The 20,372-nt window shown below is 75.5% G+C and carries 8 protein-coding genes and 2 pseudogenes; all 10 read right to left on the bottom strand.

What is annotated here, in order from left to right:
- Positions 1-37 precede the first annotated feature (37 nt).
- The 10 genes and pseudogenes from WHI96_RS24020 to WHI96_RS23980 all read right to left on the bottom strand — a co-directional run bounded on the left by WHI96_RS24020 (position 38) and on the right by WHI96_RS23980 (position 20,179).
- Positions 38-460, bottom strand: coding sequence for a PaaI family thioesterase (locus WHI96_RS24020; RefSeq protein ID WP_345640589.1), 423 nt, complete (start codon positions 458-460; stop codon positions 38-40).
- Positions 457-1,824: an acetyl-CoA carboxylase biotin carboxylase subunit gene (locus tag WHI96_RS24015; protein ID WP_345640586.1), complete on the bottom strand. Its 1,368-nt coding sequence runs from the start codon at positions 1,822-1,824 to the stop codon at positions 457-459. Before WHI96_RS24015 ends, WHI96_RS24020 begins: the two co-directional genes overlap by 4 nt.
- Positions 1,821-2,249 carry an acetyl-CoA carboxylase biotin carboxyl carrier protein gene (locus WHI96_RS24010; RefSeq protein WP_345640583.1) on the bottom strand — a complete coding sequence of 143 codons (429 nt, stop codon included), beginning with the start codon at positions 2,247-2,249 and terminating at the stop codon, positions 1,821-1,823. Before WHI96_RS24010 ends, WHI96_RS24015 begins: the two co-directional genes overlap by 4 nt.
- Positions 2,246-3,919 carry an acetyl-CoA carboxylase, carboxyltransferase subunit beta gene (gene accD / locus WHI96_RS24005; protein ID WP_345640580.1) on the bottom strand — a complete coding sequence of 558 codons (1,674 nt, stop codon included), beginning with the start codon at positions 3,917-3,919 and terminating at the stop codon, positions 2,246-2,248. The genes WHI96_RS24010 and accD overlap by 4 nt, the downstream gene beginning before the upstream one ends.
- A 26-nt stretch (positions 3,920-3,945) precedes the next feature.
- Positions 3,946-6,387 (bottom strand): annotated as a pseudogene (locus tag WHI96_RS27935) (type I polyketide synthase); the annotation flags it as partial.
- A gap of 156 nt (positions 6,388-6,543) precedes the next feature.
- Positions 6,544-9,141: pseudogene (locus WHI96_RS27930) on the bottom strand (type I polyketide synthase); the annotation flags it as partial.
- 46 nt (positions 9,142-9,187) lie between these two features.
- Positions 9,188-16,504, bottom strand: coding sequence for an SDR family NAD(P)-dependent oxidoreductase (locus WHI96_RS23995; protein WP_345640573.1), 7,317 nt, complete (start codon positions 16,502-16,504; stop codon positions 9,188-9,190).
- Between the two features lie 82 nt (positions 16,505-16,586).
- A complete protein-coding gene (locus WHI96_RS23990; protein WP_345640570.1) occupies positions 16,587-17,360 on the bottom strand; it encodes a thioesterase family protein in 774 nt (257 codons plus the stop codon).
- Positions 17,360-18,700 carry an FAD-dependent oxidoreductase gene (locus tag WHI96_RS23985; RefSeq protein ID WP_345640567.1) on the bottom strand — a complete coding sequence of 447 codons (1,341 nt, stop codon included), beginning with the start codon at positions 18,698-18,700 and terminating at the stop codon, positions 17,360-17,362. The genes WHI96_RS23990 and WHI96_RS23985 overlap by 1 nt, the downstream gene beginning before the upstream one ends.
- Before the next feature lie 81 nt (positions 18,701-18,781).
- Complete coding sequence (locus WHI96_RS23980; RefSeq protein WP_345640564.1) at positions 18,782-20,179, bottom strand: FAD-dependent oxidoreductase; 1,398 nt, start codon at positions 20,177-20,179, stop codon at positions 18,782-18,784.
- Positions 20,180-20,372 lie beyond the last annotated feature (193 nt).

Here is a 20,372-nt window from a genome sequence, read left to right as displayed (position 1 = left end):
AGGCGGTGCCTCTCGGGTCGTTCAGGCGCGGAGTCGTTCAGGCGGGACTGTGGTTGGTCACGGTGAGCAGCGCGGTGGCGCACAGCTCGGTGCCGTCGTCGACGGTCAGGTCGACGGCGGCGACGGAGGTGCGCCTGCCCGGCCGCAGGATGCGGGCGCGGGCCACGAGGACCGCCCCGCGTGCCTCGGTGAGGAACTTGACGGCGAGGTCGGTGGTGATCACGTGGGTACCGACGGGCAGGTGGGTGGCGGCGGCGGCGGCGCCGACGAAGTCCGCCAGGCTCGTGATCGGCCCGGCCTGGAAGGCGCCGGGCGCGTGGGAGTGGTCCTCCCGCCAGGGCAACCGGCCCTCGGCGCGGCCGTCGCCGATTTCGGTGAAGGTGAAGGCGAGGGCGGTGGCGACGGGCAGGGAGAAGACCGCGTCGGCGATGTCCTGACGAAAAGCGGTACTGGTGGTCACGCGGGAACCTCGTTCCGGTCGGCGGTGATCGTCTCGACGAGTCGGGTGTCGTGGGAGACGGTGCGGAAGCGTTCGTCGTCGAGCAGGTCGGCGAGCAGCGGGGCGGTCGTGGCTATCCCGCGGCCGCGGACACGGACCTCACCCAACGCCGCGCGCATCCGGGCGATGGCCCCTGGCCGGTCGGGCGCCCACACGACCACCTTGGCCAGCAGCGGGTCGTAGAAGCCGGGGATCCGGTGGCCCGGGTGGACGTGGGTGTCGACGCGCACGAACGGGCCGCCCGGCAGCACACACTCCTCGATCAGGCCCGGGGTGGGAACGAAGTCCCGAGCGGGGTCCTCGGCGTTGATCCGGCATTCGATCGCGGTGCCGGCGAGTCGGACGTCGGCCTGGGTGAAGCCGAGCGGCGCGCCGCCCGCAATCCGCAGCTGGGCCGCGACGAGGTCGATGCCGGTGACCATCTCGGTGACCGGGTGCTCCACCTGCAGCCGGCAGTTGACCTCCATGAAATGGAAGTCCCCGCCAGGCTCGAGCAGGAACTCGACGGTGCCCGCGCCGACGTAGCCCGCATGCCGGGCCAGCGCCGTCGCCGCCTCGCCCAGCCGGCGCAGGAGGTCCTCGGACAACGCCGGGGCCGGGGACTCCTCGACGAGCTTCTGGTGGCGGCGCTGCAGGCTGCAGTCCCGGGTGCCGAGGTGGACGACGGCCCCGTGGGCATCGGCGAGCACCTGCACCTCGACGTGCCGGGCAGAGTCGAGGTAGCGCTCCACGAACAGCCGCGGGTCGCGGAAGGTTGCCGCCGCGGTCGCGCGGGCGCGGGCCCACGCCGCAGCGAACCCGTCGGGCTCGCGGACGACGTGCATGCCACGCCCGCCGCCGCCCGCGACAGCTTTGATGATCACCGGGTAGCCGACCGCGTCGGCGACGGCCCGTGCCTCTGGCTCGCTCCCGAGCTCCTCGCGGCTCCCCGGCAGCAGCGGGAGCCCGGCCGCTGTGGCGGCGGCCCGAGCCCGGGCCTTGTCGCCCAGGGCCTCAATCACCTCCGCGGGCGGCCCCACGAACGTCAGGCCGTGGTCGGCGCAGACCTCGGCGAAGTCCGCGTTCTCGGACAGGAAGCCATAGCCGGGGTGCACGGCGTCCGCTCCACGCAGCTTGGCCGCCTCCACGACCGCCGCGATGTTGAGGTAGCTGGCCGCGGCGGGGCCGGGTCCGATCTGCACCGCCTCGTCCGCCAGCCGGACGGCGAGGGAGTCGCGGTCCGCGGCCGAGTGCGCCGCGACGGAGGCCAGGCCCAGCTCACGACAGGCGCGAACGATCCGCACGGCGATCTCGCCGCGGTTGGCGACCAGGACCTTGCGGATCACGGCTCACCCAGCCGCAGGAGGGGCTGCCCGTGCTCGACGGCCTCGCCGTCGGCCACCAGGAACTCCTCGACCCGGCCCCCCAGTGTCGCCTCGACGGGGATCATCAGCTTCATCACCTCGACGATGCCGATCTGGCGGCCGGGCTCGATCACGTCGCCCTCGGCCACGAACGGCGGGGCGTCGGGACCGGAGGCACGGTAGAACACGCCCACCGCCTCCGAGGTCACGGTGCGCGCGGATGACGTCGGGGGTGCGTCGGCGGGGGGCTGCGCAGCGACGGGGATCGGCGCGGCTGCGCCGGACAGGTCCAGGCTGACCCCGCCCGCCTCCAAGCGGACCGGCCCGAGCCCGACCAGCTCGCGGGCGTGTCGGGTGAGTACCTCCAGCACCCGGTCCGCCTCGGCGGCCGTGATCCGCTCGCTCATGCCGTCTCCCGCTCGACCGCGGGCAGGCGGCCCGTCTCCGCGCCGAACGCCCGGAACCGCGCCCGCCGCCGGTGCACCAGCTCCGCCGCGGGGACTCCGTCCAGCCTGCGCAGGCAGACCGAGACGGCGTCCGCGAGGGCGTGCGCCGTCGCCGCCGGGTCGGTGTGCGCACCACCGGGCGGTTCGGGCACCACACCGTCGATCACCCCGAGCCGCAGCAGCGACGCGGCGTCGACCTGCAGCGCGGCGGCGGCCCGCGGCGCCTGCGCGGCGTCCTGCCAGAGGATCGAGGCGCAGCCCTCCGGGCTGATCACCGAGTAGACGGCGTCGGAGCAGGCCAGCACCTGGTCGGCGACGGCCAGCGCGAGTGCACCCCCACTTCCGCCCTCGCCCGTCACCACAGCGACGATCGGGACCGTGAGCCCCGCCATCGTCGCGATGTTCTCGGCGACGGCCACGGACTGGCCGTGCAGCTCGGCCTCCACGCCCGGGTGCGCGCCCGCGGTGTCCACGAGCGTGACCACGGGCAGCGACAGGGTCTCGGCGAGGCGCATCACGCGGGCGGCCTTGCGGTAGCCCGCGGGCTCGGGCATCCCGAAGCGGCGCGCGCTCAGCTCCGCGGCGTCGTGGCCCTTCTGAGTGCCGACCACGGCGACCGCTCGGCCGTGCAGCCGCCCGAGCCCCGCGACGACCGCCGGGTCGTCCGTGCCGCGCCGGTCGCCGTGCAGCTCCACAAAGTCCTCGACGACGTGCGCGATGTAGTCCACCGTGGTGGGGCGTCCGATGTCCCGGGCGTGCCGCACCGCCTCCCACGGCTCGCGCCGCGACAGCTCGCGAACGAGCGTCGTCGGTCCTGTCCGGTCCCCGTCGGCGACCGGGGCGCAGGCGAACCCGAGCAGCCTGCCGAGGATCTCCCTCAGCTCCGCCCGCGGCACCACCCGGTCGATCATGCCGTGCGCGAGGAGGTGCTCGGCGGTCTGGAACCCCGCTGGCAGTCGCTCGCGGATCGTCTGCTCGATGACCCGGCGCCCGGCGAACCCCATTCGCGCGCCCGGCTCGGCGACGATCACGTCGCACAGGGTGGCGAAGGACGCGGCGACGCCGCCGTAGGTCGGGTCGGTGACCAGCGAGACGGTGAGCAGGCCCGCCTCGCGCAGTGTGGAGAGCATCTGCGCGGTCTTGGCCATCTGCATGAGGGCGAGGACCCCCTCCTGCATCCGAGCCCCGCCGGACGCGCAGACGATCACCAGTGGGGTCCGCTCGGCCAGCGCGACCTCGCCAGCCGCGGTGATCGCCTCGCCGACCGCGCAGCCGAGGCTGCCGCCGAGGAACCGGAAGTCCATCGCCGCGACGACGACCCGGTGGCCGCCGAGCTCGCCGCGGGCGCACAGGACGGCCTCGTCGAGCCCGGTCCTGCGGCGTGCCTCGGCGACCCGCTGCGGGTAGGGCTTCGCGTCGACGAACCCCAGGGGGTCGACATCGGAGTGGATGGTGGTGAACGGCGTGACGCTGCCCTCGTCGAGCAGGTTCGCGAGCCGCTCGGGGGCGGTGAGCGCGCCGTGCGCGCCGCACTCCGGGCAGACGCGGTCGGTGCGGTCGTACCGCCTGCGGTAGAGCAGCGCCTGGCAGCCGGGGCACTGCAGCCAGCCGCGTTCGGGGGTGATGGTCACGGGAGCCTCTCTCGGCACGGGCCTGCTCATCGGGCGGGGGTCAGTGGGGCGGCGTCGATCAGGTCGAACAGCCGCGCGGCCGCGGTGGCGGTCGGCTCGGGCCGGGCCTTGGGCTCCGGTGCCTGCTCGGTCTCCGATCCGGTGTCGACGCGCTCGGCGAGCAGGGCGCTGACGTGGTCGGCCAGCTCGCCGACCGTCGGGCGGTCGAACGCGACGGTGGTCGGCAGGTCCAGCTCCGTCGCGGCGAACAGGACGTTGCGCAGCTCGACGGCGGTGAGCGAGTCGAGCCCCAGGTCCACGAACCGGGCGCCGGGATCGATCGCGGCGGCGTCCGGGTGGGCCAGGATCTCCGCCGCGGCGTCCCGGATCAGGGTCAGCACGGCGGCTCGGCGGCCTGCGGCGTCGAGCCCGACGAGCTCCTCCCGCCTGCCCAAGGGGGTCGCCGCGGCCCGTGGCGCGGGAGCCGCCGCCCCCACGAGCGCGCGCAGCACCGCCGGGGTGTCGACCCGGCGCCGCAGCGCCGCGTGGTCGAAGGCGGCGACGACCGGGTCCGGGTCCGCGGCGGCGACCGCCTCGTCGAGCAGGGCGAGCGCCGCAGACCCCGGCATCGGGAGGATGCCGGAGCGGGCCATGCGGGCGCGGTCGGCGGCGGAGAGGGTGTCCCCCATGCCGCCGCTCTCGTCCGCCCACAGACCCCAGGCAATCGACGTCGCCGGGGCGCCCGCCGCCACCCGGCGCTCGGCGAGGGCGTCGAGGTAGGCGTTGGCCGCGCCGTAGGCGGCCTGGCCCGTGTTGCCGACGGTGCCGGCGAGTGAGGAGAACAAGACCAGGTGCGGGGCGCGGTCGCCCAGGGTCAGCTCGTGCAGGTGGGTGGCGCCGTCCACCTTCGCCCGCAGGACGGCCTCGACCCGTGCCGGGGTCAGCGAGGCGACGAGGCCGTCGTCGAGCACTCCCGCGGCGTGCACCACGGTGCCGAGCGCGGGGACGGACTTCAGCAGCCCGGCCACGGCGGTGCGATCGGCGACGTCGCAGGCCGCGAGCGTGACCTCCGCGCCCGCCGCCACCAGCTCGGCACGCAGCCCCTCGGCCCCGGGCGCCGCGGCGCCCCGCCTGCCGGCGAGCACGAGCCTGCGCACCCCCCTGTCGACGAGGTGGCGGGCGACGACGGCACCGAGGCCTCCGGTGCCGCCGGTGACGAGCACCACCTGCTCGGGGTCCCAGGCGGCGGGTTCGCCCGCCGGTGCCGCGGTGAGTGCCGGGACCAGCGGTGCCCCGTCCCGGACGGCGAGCTCCGGCGCACCCGCCCCGAGCAGCGCGCCGACGTCGACCGGATCGAGCCCGGTGCCCTCGGCGGGCACGTCGACCAGCACGATCCGCCCGGGGTGCTCGGCCTGGACGCCACGGACCAGACCGCGCACCGCGGCCCCGGCCGGGTCTGGCGCCGGGTCGGAGGCCGCGGCGCGGACGGCCCCGTAGGTGACCACCACCAGCGTCGTCGGATCGGGGTGCTCCGCGGCGAGGAATCCCTGCACCAGCTCGAGAGCCCGCAGCGTCTCGCGGTGGGTGCCCGCCGCCGTGGTGTCCCGGCCGACCTCGACCAGGAGGTGCCCGCCCTCGGCACGAGTGTCCCGGTCGGGGACCTGCTGCCAGACCAGCTCGTGCCGGGCCCCGGTGGCCACCGCACCCGGCAGCGCGTCGAGCCGCATCTCGCGGGTGACCAGCGCCTCGATCGTGGCGACCGGCCGCCCGGTCCCGTCCGCGAGGTCCAGCCGGACGGTGTCGTCGTCGGCGACCCGCGCCCGCACCCGCAGCTCCCGTGTGCCGGGCGCGCCGGTGAACCGGACGCCGCGGAAGGCGAAGGGCAACCTCGGCTCGTCGCCGGTTGGGATCACGAGGGCGGCGCCGTGCAGGGCCGCATCGAGCAGGGCGGGGTGCAGGGCGAACCCCTCCGTGCCGACGTCGCTCGGCAGGGTGACCTCGGTGCCGACCTCGCCCTCGGAGCGCCACGCGGCGTGCACGCCCCGGAAGACGGGCCCGTAGTCCAGGCCGAGGTCCCCCAGCAGCGTGTAGATCCGCTCGGCGGGCTCGGACTCGCCCCCGGGAGGCCAGGTCATCTCCGAGGGCTCCGTTGCGGAGTCGCCGAGCAACCCGCTAGCGACCACGGCCCACGGCTCGTCTGCCTGCCGGGCGTGCAAGGTGACCGCGATGCCGTCTGTGGCGGGTTCGGTGACCAGCTGCAGCTCCACCCGTCCGGTCGGCGGCACCACGAGCGGCGCCCGCAGCACAAGCTCCTCGACGACCGGGTACCCGGCCCGTGCACCCACCCGGTGGGCCAGCTCGACCAGCGCCGCGCCCGGGACCAGCACGGTCCCGCCGACGGCGTGGTCGGTCAGCCACGGGTGGGTCGCGGCGGACACCGCGCCGAGGTGCACGGCACGGCCCGGCTCGGCCAGCTCGACGACTGTGTCGAGGAACGGGTGGTCCGCGGCGGCCAGCCCGGAGCCCGTGGCCCGGGGCGGGTCGGTGGGGGCGAGCCAGTGACGGTCCCGCTGGAACGCGTAGGTGGGCAGCTCGACGGCCCGGGCACCGGCCCCGAAGTCCCAGGTCACCGGCACACCGTGGGTGTGCAGCTCGCCGAGCGCCAGCGCGAGCGCGGCGGGCCCGGAGCGGTCCTTGCGCAGAGTCGACACGGCGGTGGGATCACCGAGGACGTTGCGCACCATGGCGGTGAGGACGCCGTCCGGCCCCAGCTCGACGAAGGTGTCCCCGCCGGTGGCGCGAACCGCGTCGGCGAACCGGACCGGCCGCCGGACGTGCTCGACCCAGTACTCGGCCGTCGCGGGCTCGTCGCCCGCGGGCCCACCCGTCAGCGCGGAGACGATCGGGATCGTCGGTGCCGTGTACGCCACGCTCTGCGCGACCGCGCGGAACTCGGCGAGCATCGGCTCCATCAGTGGGGAGTGGAAGGCGTGCGAGACGGTCAGCTTCCGAACCTTGCGGCCCCAGCCCTCTACCTCGGCGGCGAGCGCGGTGACGGGGCCCTCCGCGCCGGACAACACCGCGGCCTCGGGTCCGTTCACGGCGGCGAGGCCCGCCTGCGCCACGCCGTCGAGCAGCGGCAGCAGCTCGTCCTCGCTCGCCTGGACCGCGACCATCACCCCACCCGCGGGAAGCGCCTGCATCAGCCGGCCGCGGGCGGTGACCAGCCGCGCAGCGTCCACGAGCGAGAACACGCCCGCGACGTGCGCGGCGGCGATCTCACCGATCGAGTGTCCGGCGAGCGCGGTCGGCTCCACGCCGCGGGACGCGAGCAGCCGGTACAGAGCGACCTGGAGTGCGAACAGGGCGGGCTGGGTGAAGGAGGTCTGGTCGAGCAGGGCGGCCTCGGGCGTACCCGGCTCGGCCCACATCACCTGCCGCAGCGGCACGTCCAGGTGCGGGTCGAGCGCCGCGCACACCTCGTCGAGCGCGGCCGTGAACGTCGGGTCGACGAGGTCGCGCCCCATTCCGACCCGCTGGCTGCCCTGGCCGCTGAACAGGAACACCGGCCGGGCGCCGCGCGCGGTGCCGGTGCGGACTTCGCGGGCGGGGCGGCCGGCGGCGAGCGCGTCGAGCCCGGCGAGCAGCGCGTCGGTGTCCTCGCCGACCACGACGGCCCGGTGGTCGAACGCCGTGCGGGTGCCGACGAGCGAGGACGCCACGTCGACCGGCCGCAGCGAGCGGGCGCGCACGAAGGCGGCGAGGCGGGTGGCCTGGTCGCGCAGCGCCTGCGGGTCCCGGCCGGAGAGCAACCACGGCACGGCCCCGTCGACGGTGTCCTCGGCAGGCGCGGCGGCCGGCGCCTCCTCGAGCAGGACGTGCGCGTTCGTCCCCCCGATCCCGAACCCGGACACTCCGGCGCGGCGGACCCGGTCCACCTCGGGCCACGGCACGGTCTCGGCCAGCAGCCGCACGCCGTCCCAGTCCACCTTGGACGAGGGCACGTCCACGTGCATAGTCGCTGGGAGCACCCCGTGCTCCATCGCTTTGACCATCTTGATCACCCCGGCCACCCCGGCCGCGGCCTGGGTGTGGCCGATGTTCGACTTCAGCGACCCGACGAGCAGCGGGCGGTCCGCGGGCCGGTCGGCGCCGTAGGTGGCCACGAGCGCGCCCGCCTCGATCGGGTCCCCGAGCGGGGTGCCGGTACCGTGCGCCTCGACGACGTCGACGTCCGCCGGGGTGAGCCGGGCATCGGCGAGTGCACGGGTGATCACCCGCTGCTGGGCGGGCCCGTTCGGCGCGGTGAGGCCGTTGCTGGCGCCGTCGTGGTTCACTGCCGAGCCGCGGACCACCGCCAGTACCCGGTGGCCGCGGGCCTGGGCGTCGGACAGCCGCTCCAGCACGAGCAGCCCCACACCCTCGGCCCAGGCCGCCCCGTCCGCCGCCTCCGCGAACGGCTTGCACCGGCCGTCGGGCGCCAGCGCGCGCTGCCTGCTGAACTCGACGAAGGACGACGGCGTGGCCATCACGGCCGCGCCGCCTGCCAGCGCGAGGTCGCACTCCCCGCCCCGCAGCGCGGTGGCCGCCAGGTGCAGCGAGACGAGCGAGGCGGAACACGCCGTATCCACCGTGACCGACGGTCCGCGCAGGTCCAGCTGGTAGGACAGCCGTCCACACGCGACGCTGCCCGCGCTGCCGAGCCCCACGTAGCCCTCGACGGCGGACGGGACGGTCCGCAGGCGCGGACCGTAGTCGTGGTACATCTCGCCGACGAAGACCCCGGTGCTGCTGCCGCGCAGACCCGCCGGGTCCATGCCGGCGTGCTCGAAGGCCTCCCACCCGGTCTCCAGCAGCATCCGCTGCTGCGGGTCGATGGCGGCCGCCTCCCGGTTGCTGATCCCGAAGAACGTGGCGTCGAAGCGGTCGACCGGGTCGAGGAAGCCGCCGTGGCGGGTGTAGGAGGTGCCGGCGTGGGCGGGGTCGGGATCGTAGAGGCCCTCGACGTCCCAGCCGCGGTCGGTGGGGAACCCGGTAATTGCGTCGGTGCCCGCACTGACCAGGTCCCACAGCTCGTCGGGGCTGGTCACGCCGCCGGGGAAGCGGCACGCCATCCCGACGATCGCGATCGGCTCGGCCGCCGCCCGCTCGCGGTCGGCGAGCCTGCCGCGGAGCTCGACCAGCTCGGTCGTGGCCTGCTTGAGGTAGTCCCGCAGCTTCTGTACGTCTGCCATCGCCGTCACCCGTCGTCTCGGCCGTGGTCGTGGTCGTGGTGGAGGGGGCGGGCGCTCATGACCCGCTCCGGTTGTCGATCAGCGCGAACATCTCGTCGTCGGACACGTCGCCGAGCTCGGTTCCGAGCTCAGCGGTCGCGACGGGGGCGGTCGGCACCGCGGGCGTGAGCCGCCCGTCGAGGAGCTCGGCGATCGCGGAGGCCGACGGATGGTCGAAGACCATCGTCGCCGGCAGCCGCAGCCCGGTGGCGGAGCCGAGCCGGTTACGCAGCTCCACCGCCCCGAGGGAGTCCAGGCCCAGCGCCGCCAGCGGCCTGCCGACGTCCACCGAGTCTGGGCTCGGGTGGGCCAGCACGGCGGCGACCGTGGTGCGGACCAGGTCGAGGAGCACGTGCCTGCGCTCGGGCCCCTCGGTATCGCCGAGCCTGCGCAGCAGCGGGGAGCTCTCCGCGGGGGCCTCCGACGTGGCGCTCTGCGGCTCGGCGACCGGCGCCGGTGCCTTCCCGGTCAGCCTGCGCAGCAGCGGCCGGTCCGGCGCGCTCGCCGCGTCGAGCCGGGCGGCGACGACCTGCGGGACGCCCAGGTCGAGCGCCGCGTCGAACAGCGCCAGGCCGGTCTCGGCGGGCATCGGGAGGATGCCGGTGGCGCCCAGCCGTGCCTTGCCCGCCTCGCCCATCTGCGAGCTCATCGCGCTGCCGGGCTCCCAGAGCCCCCAGGCGATCGAGACCGCGGGGAGCCCGTCGGCGCGGCGGCGCTGCGCCAGCGTGTCGAGCGCCGCGTTGGCGGCGGCGTAGCCGGCCTGGCCCGCGTTGCCCAGGGCCGCCGCGATCGAGGAGAACAGCACGAACAGCGGCGGCGCGGCCTCGCGGGTGAGCTCGTCGAGGTGGCGCGCGGCGTCGACCTTGGGCCGCAGCACCGTGTCGAGCCGCTCGGGGGTCAACGACTCCAGGATCCCGTCGTCGAGCACGCCCGCGGCGTGCACGACCCCGACCAGCGGGTGGGCGGCGGGGATCGCGGCGAGCGTCGCGGCCAGGGCGTCCCGGTCGGCGGCGTCGCAGGCCGCGACCGTGACCTCGGCGGCGTCGGCGAGCTCGGCGACGAGCTCGTCCGCCCCGGACCCGCTGCGGCTGGTGAGCAGCAGGTGCCGCACCCCGTGGTGCTCGACGAGATGCCGGGCCAACAGCTGCCCGAGCGTGCCGGTCCCACCCGTGATCAGCACCGTGCCCTCGGCGTCGATCGGGACCGCCGAGCGCGTCGGGAACCTCGGCACCAGCCGCGGGACGAGCACTGCCCCGCCGTGGACCGCAACCTCCGGCTCACCGGTCGCGAGGGCGGCGGGCACGTCGTCGGGCTCGCCGTCGACCAGCACGAACCGGCCGGGGTACTCGGTCTGGGCGCTGCGCACCAGGCCGTGCACGGCGCCCGCGGCGAGGTCGAGCGACTCGTCCCGGCCGGTGGCGACCCCGCCGCGGGTGCGGACGACCAGCGGCCCGGTCGCGTCCGGATCGGCCAGCCGCTCCTGCAGCGCGGCGAGGACGGTGGCCAGGGCCTCCCGTTCGGTCGTGCCGCCGGCGTCGAGAACCTGGTGCTCGCCGACCGGCGCGACGGCACCGTCCGGCGCCGCCCACTCCACCTCGAGCAGGGGGTCGGTCTGCGCGGCCGCGAGCGCCCGCAGCCGGGCCAGCGCGATCGGCCGCACGGCGAGCCCCTCGACCTCCGCGACGGGCGCGCCGGTCGCGTCCGCCGCGGCCACGTGCAGACCCTCCTCGGTCGGGACCAGCCGGACCCGCAGGGCGCTCGTCCCCGGCTCCGCCGCCGCCCACACCCCGCGCCAGGCGAACGGCAGCGGGACCTGGCCCGACTCCCCGATCGCTCCGGTCAGCACCATCGGATGCAGCGCCGCGTCGAGCAGAGCCGGGTGCAGGACGAACCCGGTCTCGGCCGCCATCGGCAGCGCGACGTCGGCATAAAGGGTGGTCCCGTCCCGCCAGAGCGCGCGCAAGCCCTGGAAGGCGGGGCCGTAGTCGTACCCGCGCTCGGCGAGGGTGGCGTAGGCCCCCTCCAGCCCGACGGCCTCGGCGCCCGCGGGCGGCCAGCTCGCCGCCCAGCCCGCGGTGGGTGCCGCCCCGACACCTCCGGTCCGCCCGACGGCGTGGCAGGTCCAGGCCTCGCCGTCCACCGGTCGGGAGTGGACCTCGACCGGCCGGGACCCGTCGAGGTCCCGCACACCTAGCACCACCTGGAGGACGACCTCGCCGTCCGCGGGTACCAGGCACGGAGCCTGCAGGGTCAGCTCGTCGATGCGCGCGGCGCCGTGCCGATGGTCGGCTCCGCGAGCTCCGCCGCCTGCCCGAGCCGCCCCACTCAGCGCCAGCTCGACGAGCGCGGTGCCGGGCAGCAGGACCGTGCCGCTGACCGCGTGGTCGGCGATCCACGGGAACCTGCGCAGGGCGAGCGCGCCGGTCAGCACCGTCTCGTCCCGCCCGGCGACGTCCACGGCGGCCGTGAGCAGCGGGTGCCCGGTGTCGGGCAGCGCCGCCGAGGCGACCGCGCGCGGTGCGGCCACGTCCTGGTTCAGCCAGAACCGCTGCCGCTCGAAGGGGTAGGTGGGCAGGTCGACGGTCCGCGCGGACGAGTCGAAGGCGGCCGCCCAGTCGACGGTCCCGCCGTGCACGTACAGCGTGGCCAGCGCGGCGAGGATCCGAGCCTGCCCGCCGTCGTCGCGGCGCAGGGTGCCGGTGACCGCGCCTGCGGAGTCCGCCTCGTCGACGAGGTCCTCGACGGCGATGGTCAGCACCGGGTGCGGGCTGACCTCGACGACGTGCCGGTGACCCGCCCGCACCAGCGACCGGACCACCTCGGCGAACCGCACCGGGCGGCGCAGGTTGCGGAACCAGTACTCGGCGTCCAGCGTCGCGGTGTCGACCTGCTCGCCGAGCACGGTCGAGTGGAAGGGGACGTCGATGGACCGACACTCGACCGCGCCGAGCTCCGCCAGCAGCGGCTCGCGCAGGGCGTCGACCGCAGCGGAGTGTGACGCGTAGTCGACCGGGATCCTCTTGGCGCGCACACCGCGGGCGACGAACTCCGCCACCACCGCGTCGACCGCGGCGACCTCACCGGCCACGACGGTGACCCGGGAGCTGTTCACCGCCGCGACGTCCGCCGAGCCGCGGGTCTCCCGCAGCACCTCCTCGACGTCGGAGACCGGCGCCGGGATGGACGCCATGGTGCCCGACCCGGCGAGCGAGGCCAGCAGCCTGCTGCGCAGCGCGACGATCCGGGCGCCCTCCTCGATCGACAGCGCACCGATCGCGGTGGCCGCGGCGATCTCCCCCTGCGAGTGCCCAACGACCGCGGCGGGTGTCACCCCGTGGGCCTGCCACTGCCGGGCCAGCGACACCATGACCGCCCACAGCGCGGGCTGGACCACCTCGACCCGCTGGAGCTCGGTGCCGTCCCCACGCAGGACGTCGAGCAGCGAGAAGTCGGTGTGCGGGGCCAGCGCCTCGTGGCAGGCCGTGAGGGTGGCCGCGAAGGTCGGGTCGGCCATCAGCTCGATGCCCATCCCCCGCCATTGCGAGCCCTGCCCGGGGAAGACCAGCACCGGGGCACCCGGGGAGGTCGCGGTTCCGGTCACGACGGCGTCGGTGGGCTCGCCCTCGGCGAGGTCGCGCAGCCCGCGCAGCAGCTCCGCGCGGTCCCGACCGATCACCACGGCCCGGTGGTCGAAGGTAGCGCGGGTGCTTGCCAGGGACAGCCCGACGTCCTCGGGTGCGAGGCCCGGCGCACCGTCCAGCAGGTCGGCGAGCTGCTCGGCCCGGGCCTCCAGCGCGGAGCGGGTCGGGGCGGAGAGGACCCACGGCAGGGGTCCGGACGCCGGTTCCCGGGCGGGCACCTCGATCGCGGGCGGCTGCTCCAGTACCACGTGGGCGTTGGTACCGCCGATACCGAAGCCGGATACGGCCGCCCGGCGGGGTCGGCCCGTCTCGGGCCAGGCGGTGGTCTCGGTGACCAGCCGCACCGCCCCGGAGGCCCAGTCGACCTGCGGCGACGGCTCGTCGACGTGCAGCGTGCCCGGGACCTGCCCGTGCTCCATCGCCTTGATCATCTTGATCACGCCGCCGACGCCGGCAGCGGCCTGAGTGTGTCCGATGTTGGACTTGATCGAGCCGAGCAGCAGCGGCCGGTCCGCCGGACGGGCCGCGCCGTAGGTGGCGAGCAGCGCGCCCGCCTCAATCGGGTCGCCCAGCGGGGTGCCGGTCCCGTGCGCCTCGACGACGTCGACGGCGTCCGTCCCGAGGCCCGCGTCGGCCAGCGCCCGCTCGATCACCCGCTGCTGGGCGGGCCCGTTGGGCGCGGTGAGACCGTTGCTGGCGCCGTCGTGGTTGACCGCCGAGCCGCGCAGCACGGCGAGCACCGGGTGGCCCTCGCGGCGGGCGACCGAGAGCCGCTCCACCGCCACCATCCCGACGCCCTCAGACCACGCGGTGCCGTCCGCGGCCCCCGCGAAGGGCTTGCAGCGACCATCCGCCGCCAGCCCGCGCTGGCGGCTGAACTGCACGAACAGCCCCGGGCCGGACATGACCGTCACGCCGCCCGCCAAGGCGAGGTCGCACTCCCCGCTGCGCACCGCGCGCGCCGCGAGGTGCAGCGCGGACAGCGAGGCCGAGCACGCGGTGTCGATCGTGAGCGACGGGCCGTCGAAGCCGAAGACGTAGGAGATCCGGCCCGCCGCGACGCTCATATGGATGCCGGTGAGCAGGTGGCCCATCGACTCGTCCGCGGGCTCGTCGAGCCGTGGGCCGTACTCCTGGTCCATGGCGCCGACGTAGACGCCGACCGACCGGCCCGCGAGGGCGAGCGGGTCGATCCGGGCCCGCTCAAGGGCCTCCCACGTGGTCTCCAGCAGCAGCCGCTGCTGCGGGTCCATGGCCGCCGCCTCGCGCGGTCCGATGTGGAAGAAGCCCGGGTCGAACAGCCCGGCGCCGGGCAGGAAGTGGCCGTGCCGCGTGTAGCAGGTGCCGGCGACGGTGGGGTCGGGGTCGTAGAGGCCCTCGACGTCCCAGCCGCGGTCGGTCGGGAACTCCGACACCGTGTCGACGCCGTCGAGCACCGCCCGCCAGAGCTTCTCCGGGGTGTCCAGCCCACCCGGGTAGCGGCAGGCCATGCCGACGACCACGACCGGGTCGTGCTCGTCCGCCTCCGGCCCCGCCGACACGGCGGTGGCGATCTCGGGCGCGGCGAACCAGTGCCGGGTCCGCTGGAAGGGGTAGGTCGGCAGGTCCACCACCGGCCCGGCCGGGTACCAGGAGGCCAGGTCGACCGGCACGCCGCGGACGAACAGCTCGGCCGCCGAGCGGAGCACACCCGCGGGCCGCAGCGGCGTGTCGACGACGTCGACGGGCAGGTCCGGCGCGAGCTCGCGGCCCGGGCCGAGCACGAGGAACACGTTGTGGCCCTGGGCGAACAGATCCCGGATGCGCTCGTCGAGTCTGCCGGTCGCCTGGTGCGTGTCGAGCCGCTGCGCCGCCTCGGCCAGGGTGACCTCGCCCGCGACCGTCGCGGCGGCGAGCTCCCCGATCCCCTCCCCGACGACGGCGGCGGGTACCACGCCCGCGGCCCGCCACAGCGCGGCGAGCGCCACCAGCGTCGCCCAGCGCACGGTCTCGGTCTCCACGCCGCTGCGCAGCGCGCTCTCCAGCGACGTGTCCCCCACGGCCTCGCCGCAGGCGGCGAACGCGTCGGCGAAGACGGCCGAGGAGTCCAGCAGCTCGTCCGCCGCGCCCTCCCAGGTGTCCGGGAACACCAGGACGGGCGTCGCGGCGACGTGCGCGACGCCCTCGACCACGGCGTCGTCGCGACGGTCGTCGGCGACGGCGGCCAGCGCGGTGGCAAGGCTCCCCGCCGCATCCGGGAAGAGCACCGCGCGGTGCGCGAGAGGCGACCGGGTGGCCGCGAGCGACCGCCCGACCGCCGTGGTCTCCGGCAGCTCCGCGAGTCGCGCGGCCTGCGCGCGCAGCGCGGCCGCGGAGCGAGCGGACACGACCCACGGCAGGCCGGTGCCCGTGCCGCGCTCCTCGACGGGGGCCGTCGCCGGTGCCTCGCCCAGCACGACGTGGCAGTTCGCCCCGCCCACGCCGAACGAACTGACCCCACCGACCAGGCGCTCGTCGGGCAGCGGCCACGGCCCGGTCGCGGTCTGGACCCGCAGGCCCAGCTCGTCGAGCGGGATGGCGGGGTTGGGGGTGGCGTGGTGCAGGGTCGCAGGCAGCTCGCGGTGGGCGAGCGCCAGCACGACCTTCAGGAACCCGGCGATGCCCGCCGCGCCCTCGAGGTGCCCGATGTTGGTCTTGACGGACCCGACGGCGAGCGGCCCGTTCGACCTCGCCGAGCCCAGGGCCTCCCCGACCGCCGCGGCCTCGATCGGGTCGCCCACGGGCGTGCCCGTGCCGTGCAGCTCGACGTACTGCACGGCGGAGTGCTCGGCGCCCGCAGCCGCGTACGCCCGGCGCAGGACGTCGGCCTGCGCACGGGCGTTGGGCACCGCCAGGCCGCCGACGCCGGGCTCGGTGAGCCCGGCGCCGTCGTGGGACAGCGCGGCGCCGTGCACCACCGCGTGGATCCGGTCGCCGTCGGCCATGGCCGCCGACAACGGCTTCAGCACGACCATCCCGGCACCCTCGCCCCGGACGAAGCCGTTGGCGCGCGCGTCGAGCACGAAGCACCGGGCGTCCGGGGACAGGGCGCCGAAGCGCTGCGCGGCCAGGGCCCCCGCGGGGGCGAGGTTGAGCTGGATCCCGCCCGCGAGGGCCACGTCCGCCTCGCCGCGGCGCAGGCTCTCGCAGGCCAGGTGCACCGCGACCAGCGACGACGACTGGGCCGAGTCCACGACGACGCTCGGCCCGCCGAACCCCAGGACGTGCGACACCCGGTTCGCGATGGCCCCGCGCGACACGCCGGTCAGGGTGTGCCGGTCGACGGCGCCCGCAGCCGCGGCGAGGGCCGCGTAGTCGTCCCCGGCCGCGCCGACGAACACCCCCGCGCGACCGCCGTGCAGCGACAGCGGGGGCGTCCGCGCGTTCTCCAGGGCCTCCCAGGCCAGCTCCAGCAGCAGCCGCTGGCGCGGGTCCATCCCATCGGCCTCCCGCGGCGAGATGCCGAAGAAGTCCGCGTCGAACAGGTCGACGTGGTCGAGGTGGCCCGCCTCGCCGGTCGTCGCCGCCGTGCCGGGCGTCCGGCTCGGCGGCGGGGCGCCGACGGCGTCGACCCCGTCGGCCAGGACCCGCCAGAAGGCGTCGGGATCGGGCGCGCCGGGCAGCCTGCAGGCCAGCCCGATCACGGCGACGGGCTCGGTCGGTTCGGTCGTCATGTTCGGTGACACCCCTGGTCGGTCCGGTGGTGGTCGTCTGCGGGAGACCGAACGACGGTGTTCGGGTGGGGAGGGCGGGGCGTCAGGCCCCGAGGATGCGCCGGGTCTGCCTGCCGACGGCGAGCAGCGTCCCGGCCGAGTCCCATAGCGAGCTGGAGTCCACGCTCCAGGTCGCGCTCGCCTGCTCGGTCCGCACCTCGATGAGCGACCACCCGTCCCCGCCGCCGATCCCGTCGAGGCCGTCGGTGAGGTGGACGGAGAACTCGGCGGTGGGGATCGGGACGGGTGCGGTGGTCAGGGCGTAGAGGGCCGGCGGCATGGAGTCGAGCAGCACCACGGCGGTCTCCGCGGCGTCGAACTGTGGCTCGCGCAACCGGATCCAGGCGCGCAGCACCGGGTCCGTGCCGCCGTCGAACGGGCGCACGTCGCCCGCCATCCGCACCTCGAGGTGCTGGATGAACGGCACCGGCCCCGGGTCAAACCCGGCGTCCGGGCAGTCCTCGACCGGGGGGACGGCGGGCGGGCGGCTCGGTTGGTGCACGGGTGCCGTGCGCCCGGCCAGCAGCGTCGTGGCCAGGACGGACGCCGCGCCACCCTCGCGCAGCACCGACCGGGCCAGCACGCTGCCCGCCGAACGGCGCATGACCTCGGTCGCCAGGTGCAGCCCGCCGTCGCCCACCGGGCGGAGCAGCGAGCCGTGCACGGAGCGGACGCCGAGGTCGCCCGCGTGGCGCCGGGCGTGGCGGACCAGCATCGCCGCGGCCAGACCGCCGTGCACGCCGCTCCAGGACCACCACGTGCGGTCCACCGACGGGATCTCCACGACACCGCCGTCCGGCTCGACCGTCGTGGTCATCAGGACCCGGCCACCGCGAGCGCGGGCTCGGCCCGGACCAGCGCCTCGATCTCGTCGACGTTCAGGAACGGGATCTCCCGCAGGCTCGCCAGGCTCTCGTCGACGCTGACCGCCTGCTGCGCCAGGACGGCGCGCGCCACCGCCGGGGAGGCCGCGAACTCGGGGATCTTGATCAGTCGGGAGCCGAAGCTGTAGAGGTGGCGCGCGGTCTGCGGGTCGTGGATCGAGGCGCTGTACATCAACCGCTCCATCGCGTTCAGCGGCCGCGCCGAGGCGAAGTTCTCGAAGAGCCGCTGGTAACCGCCGACCTCGGCCTTGTGGCGACCGGCGTAGGTGTCGAGCGCGGCGTCCACCTCGTCGTCGGTGTCGAAGGTGTCCGCCACCGAGTCGGCGAGCCACGAGGCGGACTGCATGCCCCAGGCGCACCCGATGCCCCACATCGGGTCGGTGGACAGGGCCGCGTCCCCGACCAGGGCGAGGCCGGGTGCCGCGTGCGGGTGCCGCTCCCGCAGCGAGAAGTCCATCATCCCGTTGAACTTCGAGACCCGCTCGGCGTCGTCGATGGGCGGGGCGTCGGGCAGCTCGCGGACGAAGCGGTGGAAGGCGCCCTCGGTGTCCTCGCGGAAGGCGGTCAGGTGCTCTTCGGTCTTCTTCGGTGCCACGATGACGACGCTGACGCCGTCCTCGTTCGGCATCACGTAGGCACCGTCGGGGTCCAGGAACCAGATGTTGGTGGGCGGGTCCTCGCGAGGCTGGAGGTCCTGGAAGTAGGCGAAGTAGGCGAACCGGTTGTTGGGCGTGACCTTCATGTCCGCACCGGACAGTTGGGCGAGCTTGGAGAAGCGGCCGTCCGCGCCGACCACGAGCCGGGCGTGGATCGTCTCCTCCGCGCCGTCCCGGGTCTTGACCCGGACGCCGGTCACCCGGTCGCCGTCGCGGACCAGGTCGCTCACGGTCTGGCCGAGCCGGAGCTCGACGCCCGGGGTCTCGGCCGCCATCCGGCGGAAGATCGGGTCGAGTGCCTGGCGGCGCAGGTTGAGCCCGTGCGGGAGCGCCTCGGTGCCCTCCTCGGCGCGCGGTCGGACCCAGCCCCACCGGGTCCAGTAGTTGGCGCTGTGGTGCACCGCGCCCGCCGCCTCCATCGCCGGGCGTACGCCGAGCCGGTCGAGGACGGGCATCGCGGAGGGCTGCAGGGTGTGGGTGCAGAACACCTTGTAGGCGTCCTCGCGGGTGTGCTTCTCCAGCAGCAGGACGCGGGCCCCGCCTCGGGCGAGCAGGGTCGCGGCGGTGTTGCCCGCGATGCTCGCGCCGACGACGATCACATCGGGATCGGTGGTCATGGTCTCCTCCAGTTCGACTTGCGCGACCACCGGATCGAACCGGTGGATCGGGACGGGTGCCGCAAGGGCTCGCGGACTCGCTCAGGCGGGGGTGCCGACCTCGGGCTCGGGGCTCGGCGTGGCCGGGGCCGGAGGCACCAGCCCGCGGGTCGAGCCGTGTCGGAGCACCCGGCGGACCATCGACGGGCTGAGCAGGGCGGTCGACGGCTCGACGAGGTTCGACACGCGCAAGAAGGTGCGGGCGACCGCGGGATCGCGGTGCGCGGCGACCAGGATCCGCTTGAGCCACCGATTGGTCAGTCGGGTTCGCAGGGTGCGGCGGCCCTCGACCGCCGGGTGCGCCAGGTCGCTGCCGGTCGAGGTCTGCCACGCGGCGTCGATCCGGCGGGCGGCGGCGCGGTGGAAGCGGCGCGGCAGGTCACGCGATCCGGACCGCAGGCAGTCCCGCAGCGCGACCGCCTCCTGCGCGGCGACCGTCATGCCCTGGGCGTAGACGGGGTTCAGGCAGCACACGGCATCGCCGATCACGACGAACCCCTCGGGGGGCGTGGTCAGCCGCTCGAAGTACCGACGCCGGGAGCCCTTGAAGCGGTAGGGCACCGCGTCCTCGATCGGCTCGGCCGCGTCCAGGACGCGGTGAACGTCGCCCGAGGGGAGCGAGGCGGCGAAGGCGACGTAGCCGTCGTCGTCGTTCGGCGGGTGGTCGCCCAGAGTTCCGCCGAGCGTCACGTGCCAGCGGTCGCCCTCGATCGCCACCATGGTCGCGCCGCGCCTGCCGGGGCCGATCGCCATGTTGACGGCACGGTCGCCGTCGAGGTGCTCCGGGAGCCTGCGGTAGATCCGCGAGGAGTAGCCGAGCTCGATCTCGACCAGTTCCTCGGCCGGCCGGTCCACGCCGAGTTCGGCGAGCCAGTCCGGCGCCCGCGACGCCCGGCCCGTCGCGTCGACCACGAGGTCAGCGGTGATCGTCTCCTCGTGCCCGCCCGGACCACCGACACGCACGCCGACGACCCGGCCCGCGGCGTCGGCGACCAGGCCTGCGGCGCTGGTGCGCGGTCGGATCTCGATCTCGGGGCAGGTCGCCAGCCTGCTCCGCAGAACCCGCTCCAGCAGCGGGCGGCTCGCGAGCACCGCGGTCAGCCCGGTCGAGGTGGAGTGGGCGCGCAGACCGCCGAAGTACCAGCGGGTGTCGGTCAGCACCTCCGGCGTGAGCACCCCCGCCTCGCGGAGTTCCTGGGTCACGCCCGGGAAGAGCTCCTCCATGATCAGCCGCCCGGTCTCGGTGAGGCCGTGAACGTGCCTGCCCTGCGGTGCGCCGCGGCGCTGGCCCTCCGCGTCCAGGTCGTCCCGGTCGACGACCGTGACCCGCCCGTGCGACTCGGTCAGTACCCGGGCCGTCAGCATGCCGGCGATCCCGGCCCCGAGCACGACCGCGTGCTCGCCCCGTGCTGTGGTGTCGGTCGAGCCGGTTCCGGTCATCCCGCGTCCCTCTTCCTCGCGCCTGTCGACCCCCGAGGCCGCCGCTGCGGCGGCTCCAGGAGCCCGCTCGTCGCGCTGATGGCGACGAGGAAACCGTGACCTCGACATCACGGAGGGTCAAGCACGGCCGCCCTCGCTCGAATGGGCCGATTCCGGTCGCCGATCATCAGGGGTCACACCGGAGCGCCTCGGG

The organism is Pseudonocardia tropica, from assembly GCF_040105315.1.
In the GTDB taxonomy this organism is placed as follows: domain Bacteria; phylum Actinomycetota; class Actinomycetes; order Mycobacteriales; family Pseudonocardiaceae; genus Pseudonocardia; species Pseudonocardia alni.
Note: the sequence above shows the minus strand (reverse complement) of the source record. Positions and strands in the feature narration are given on the sequence as shown.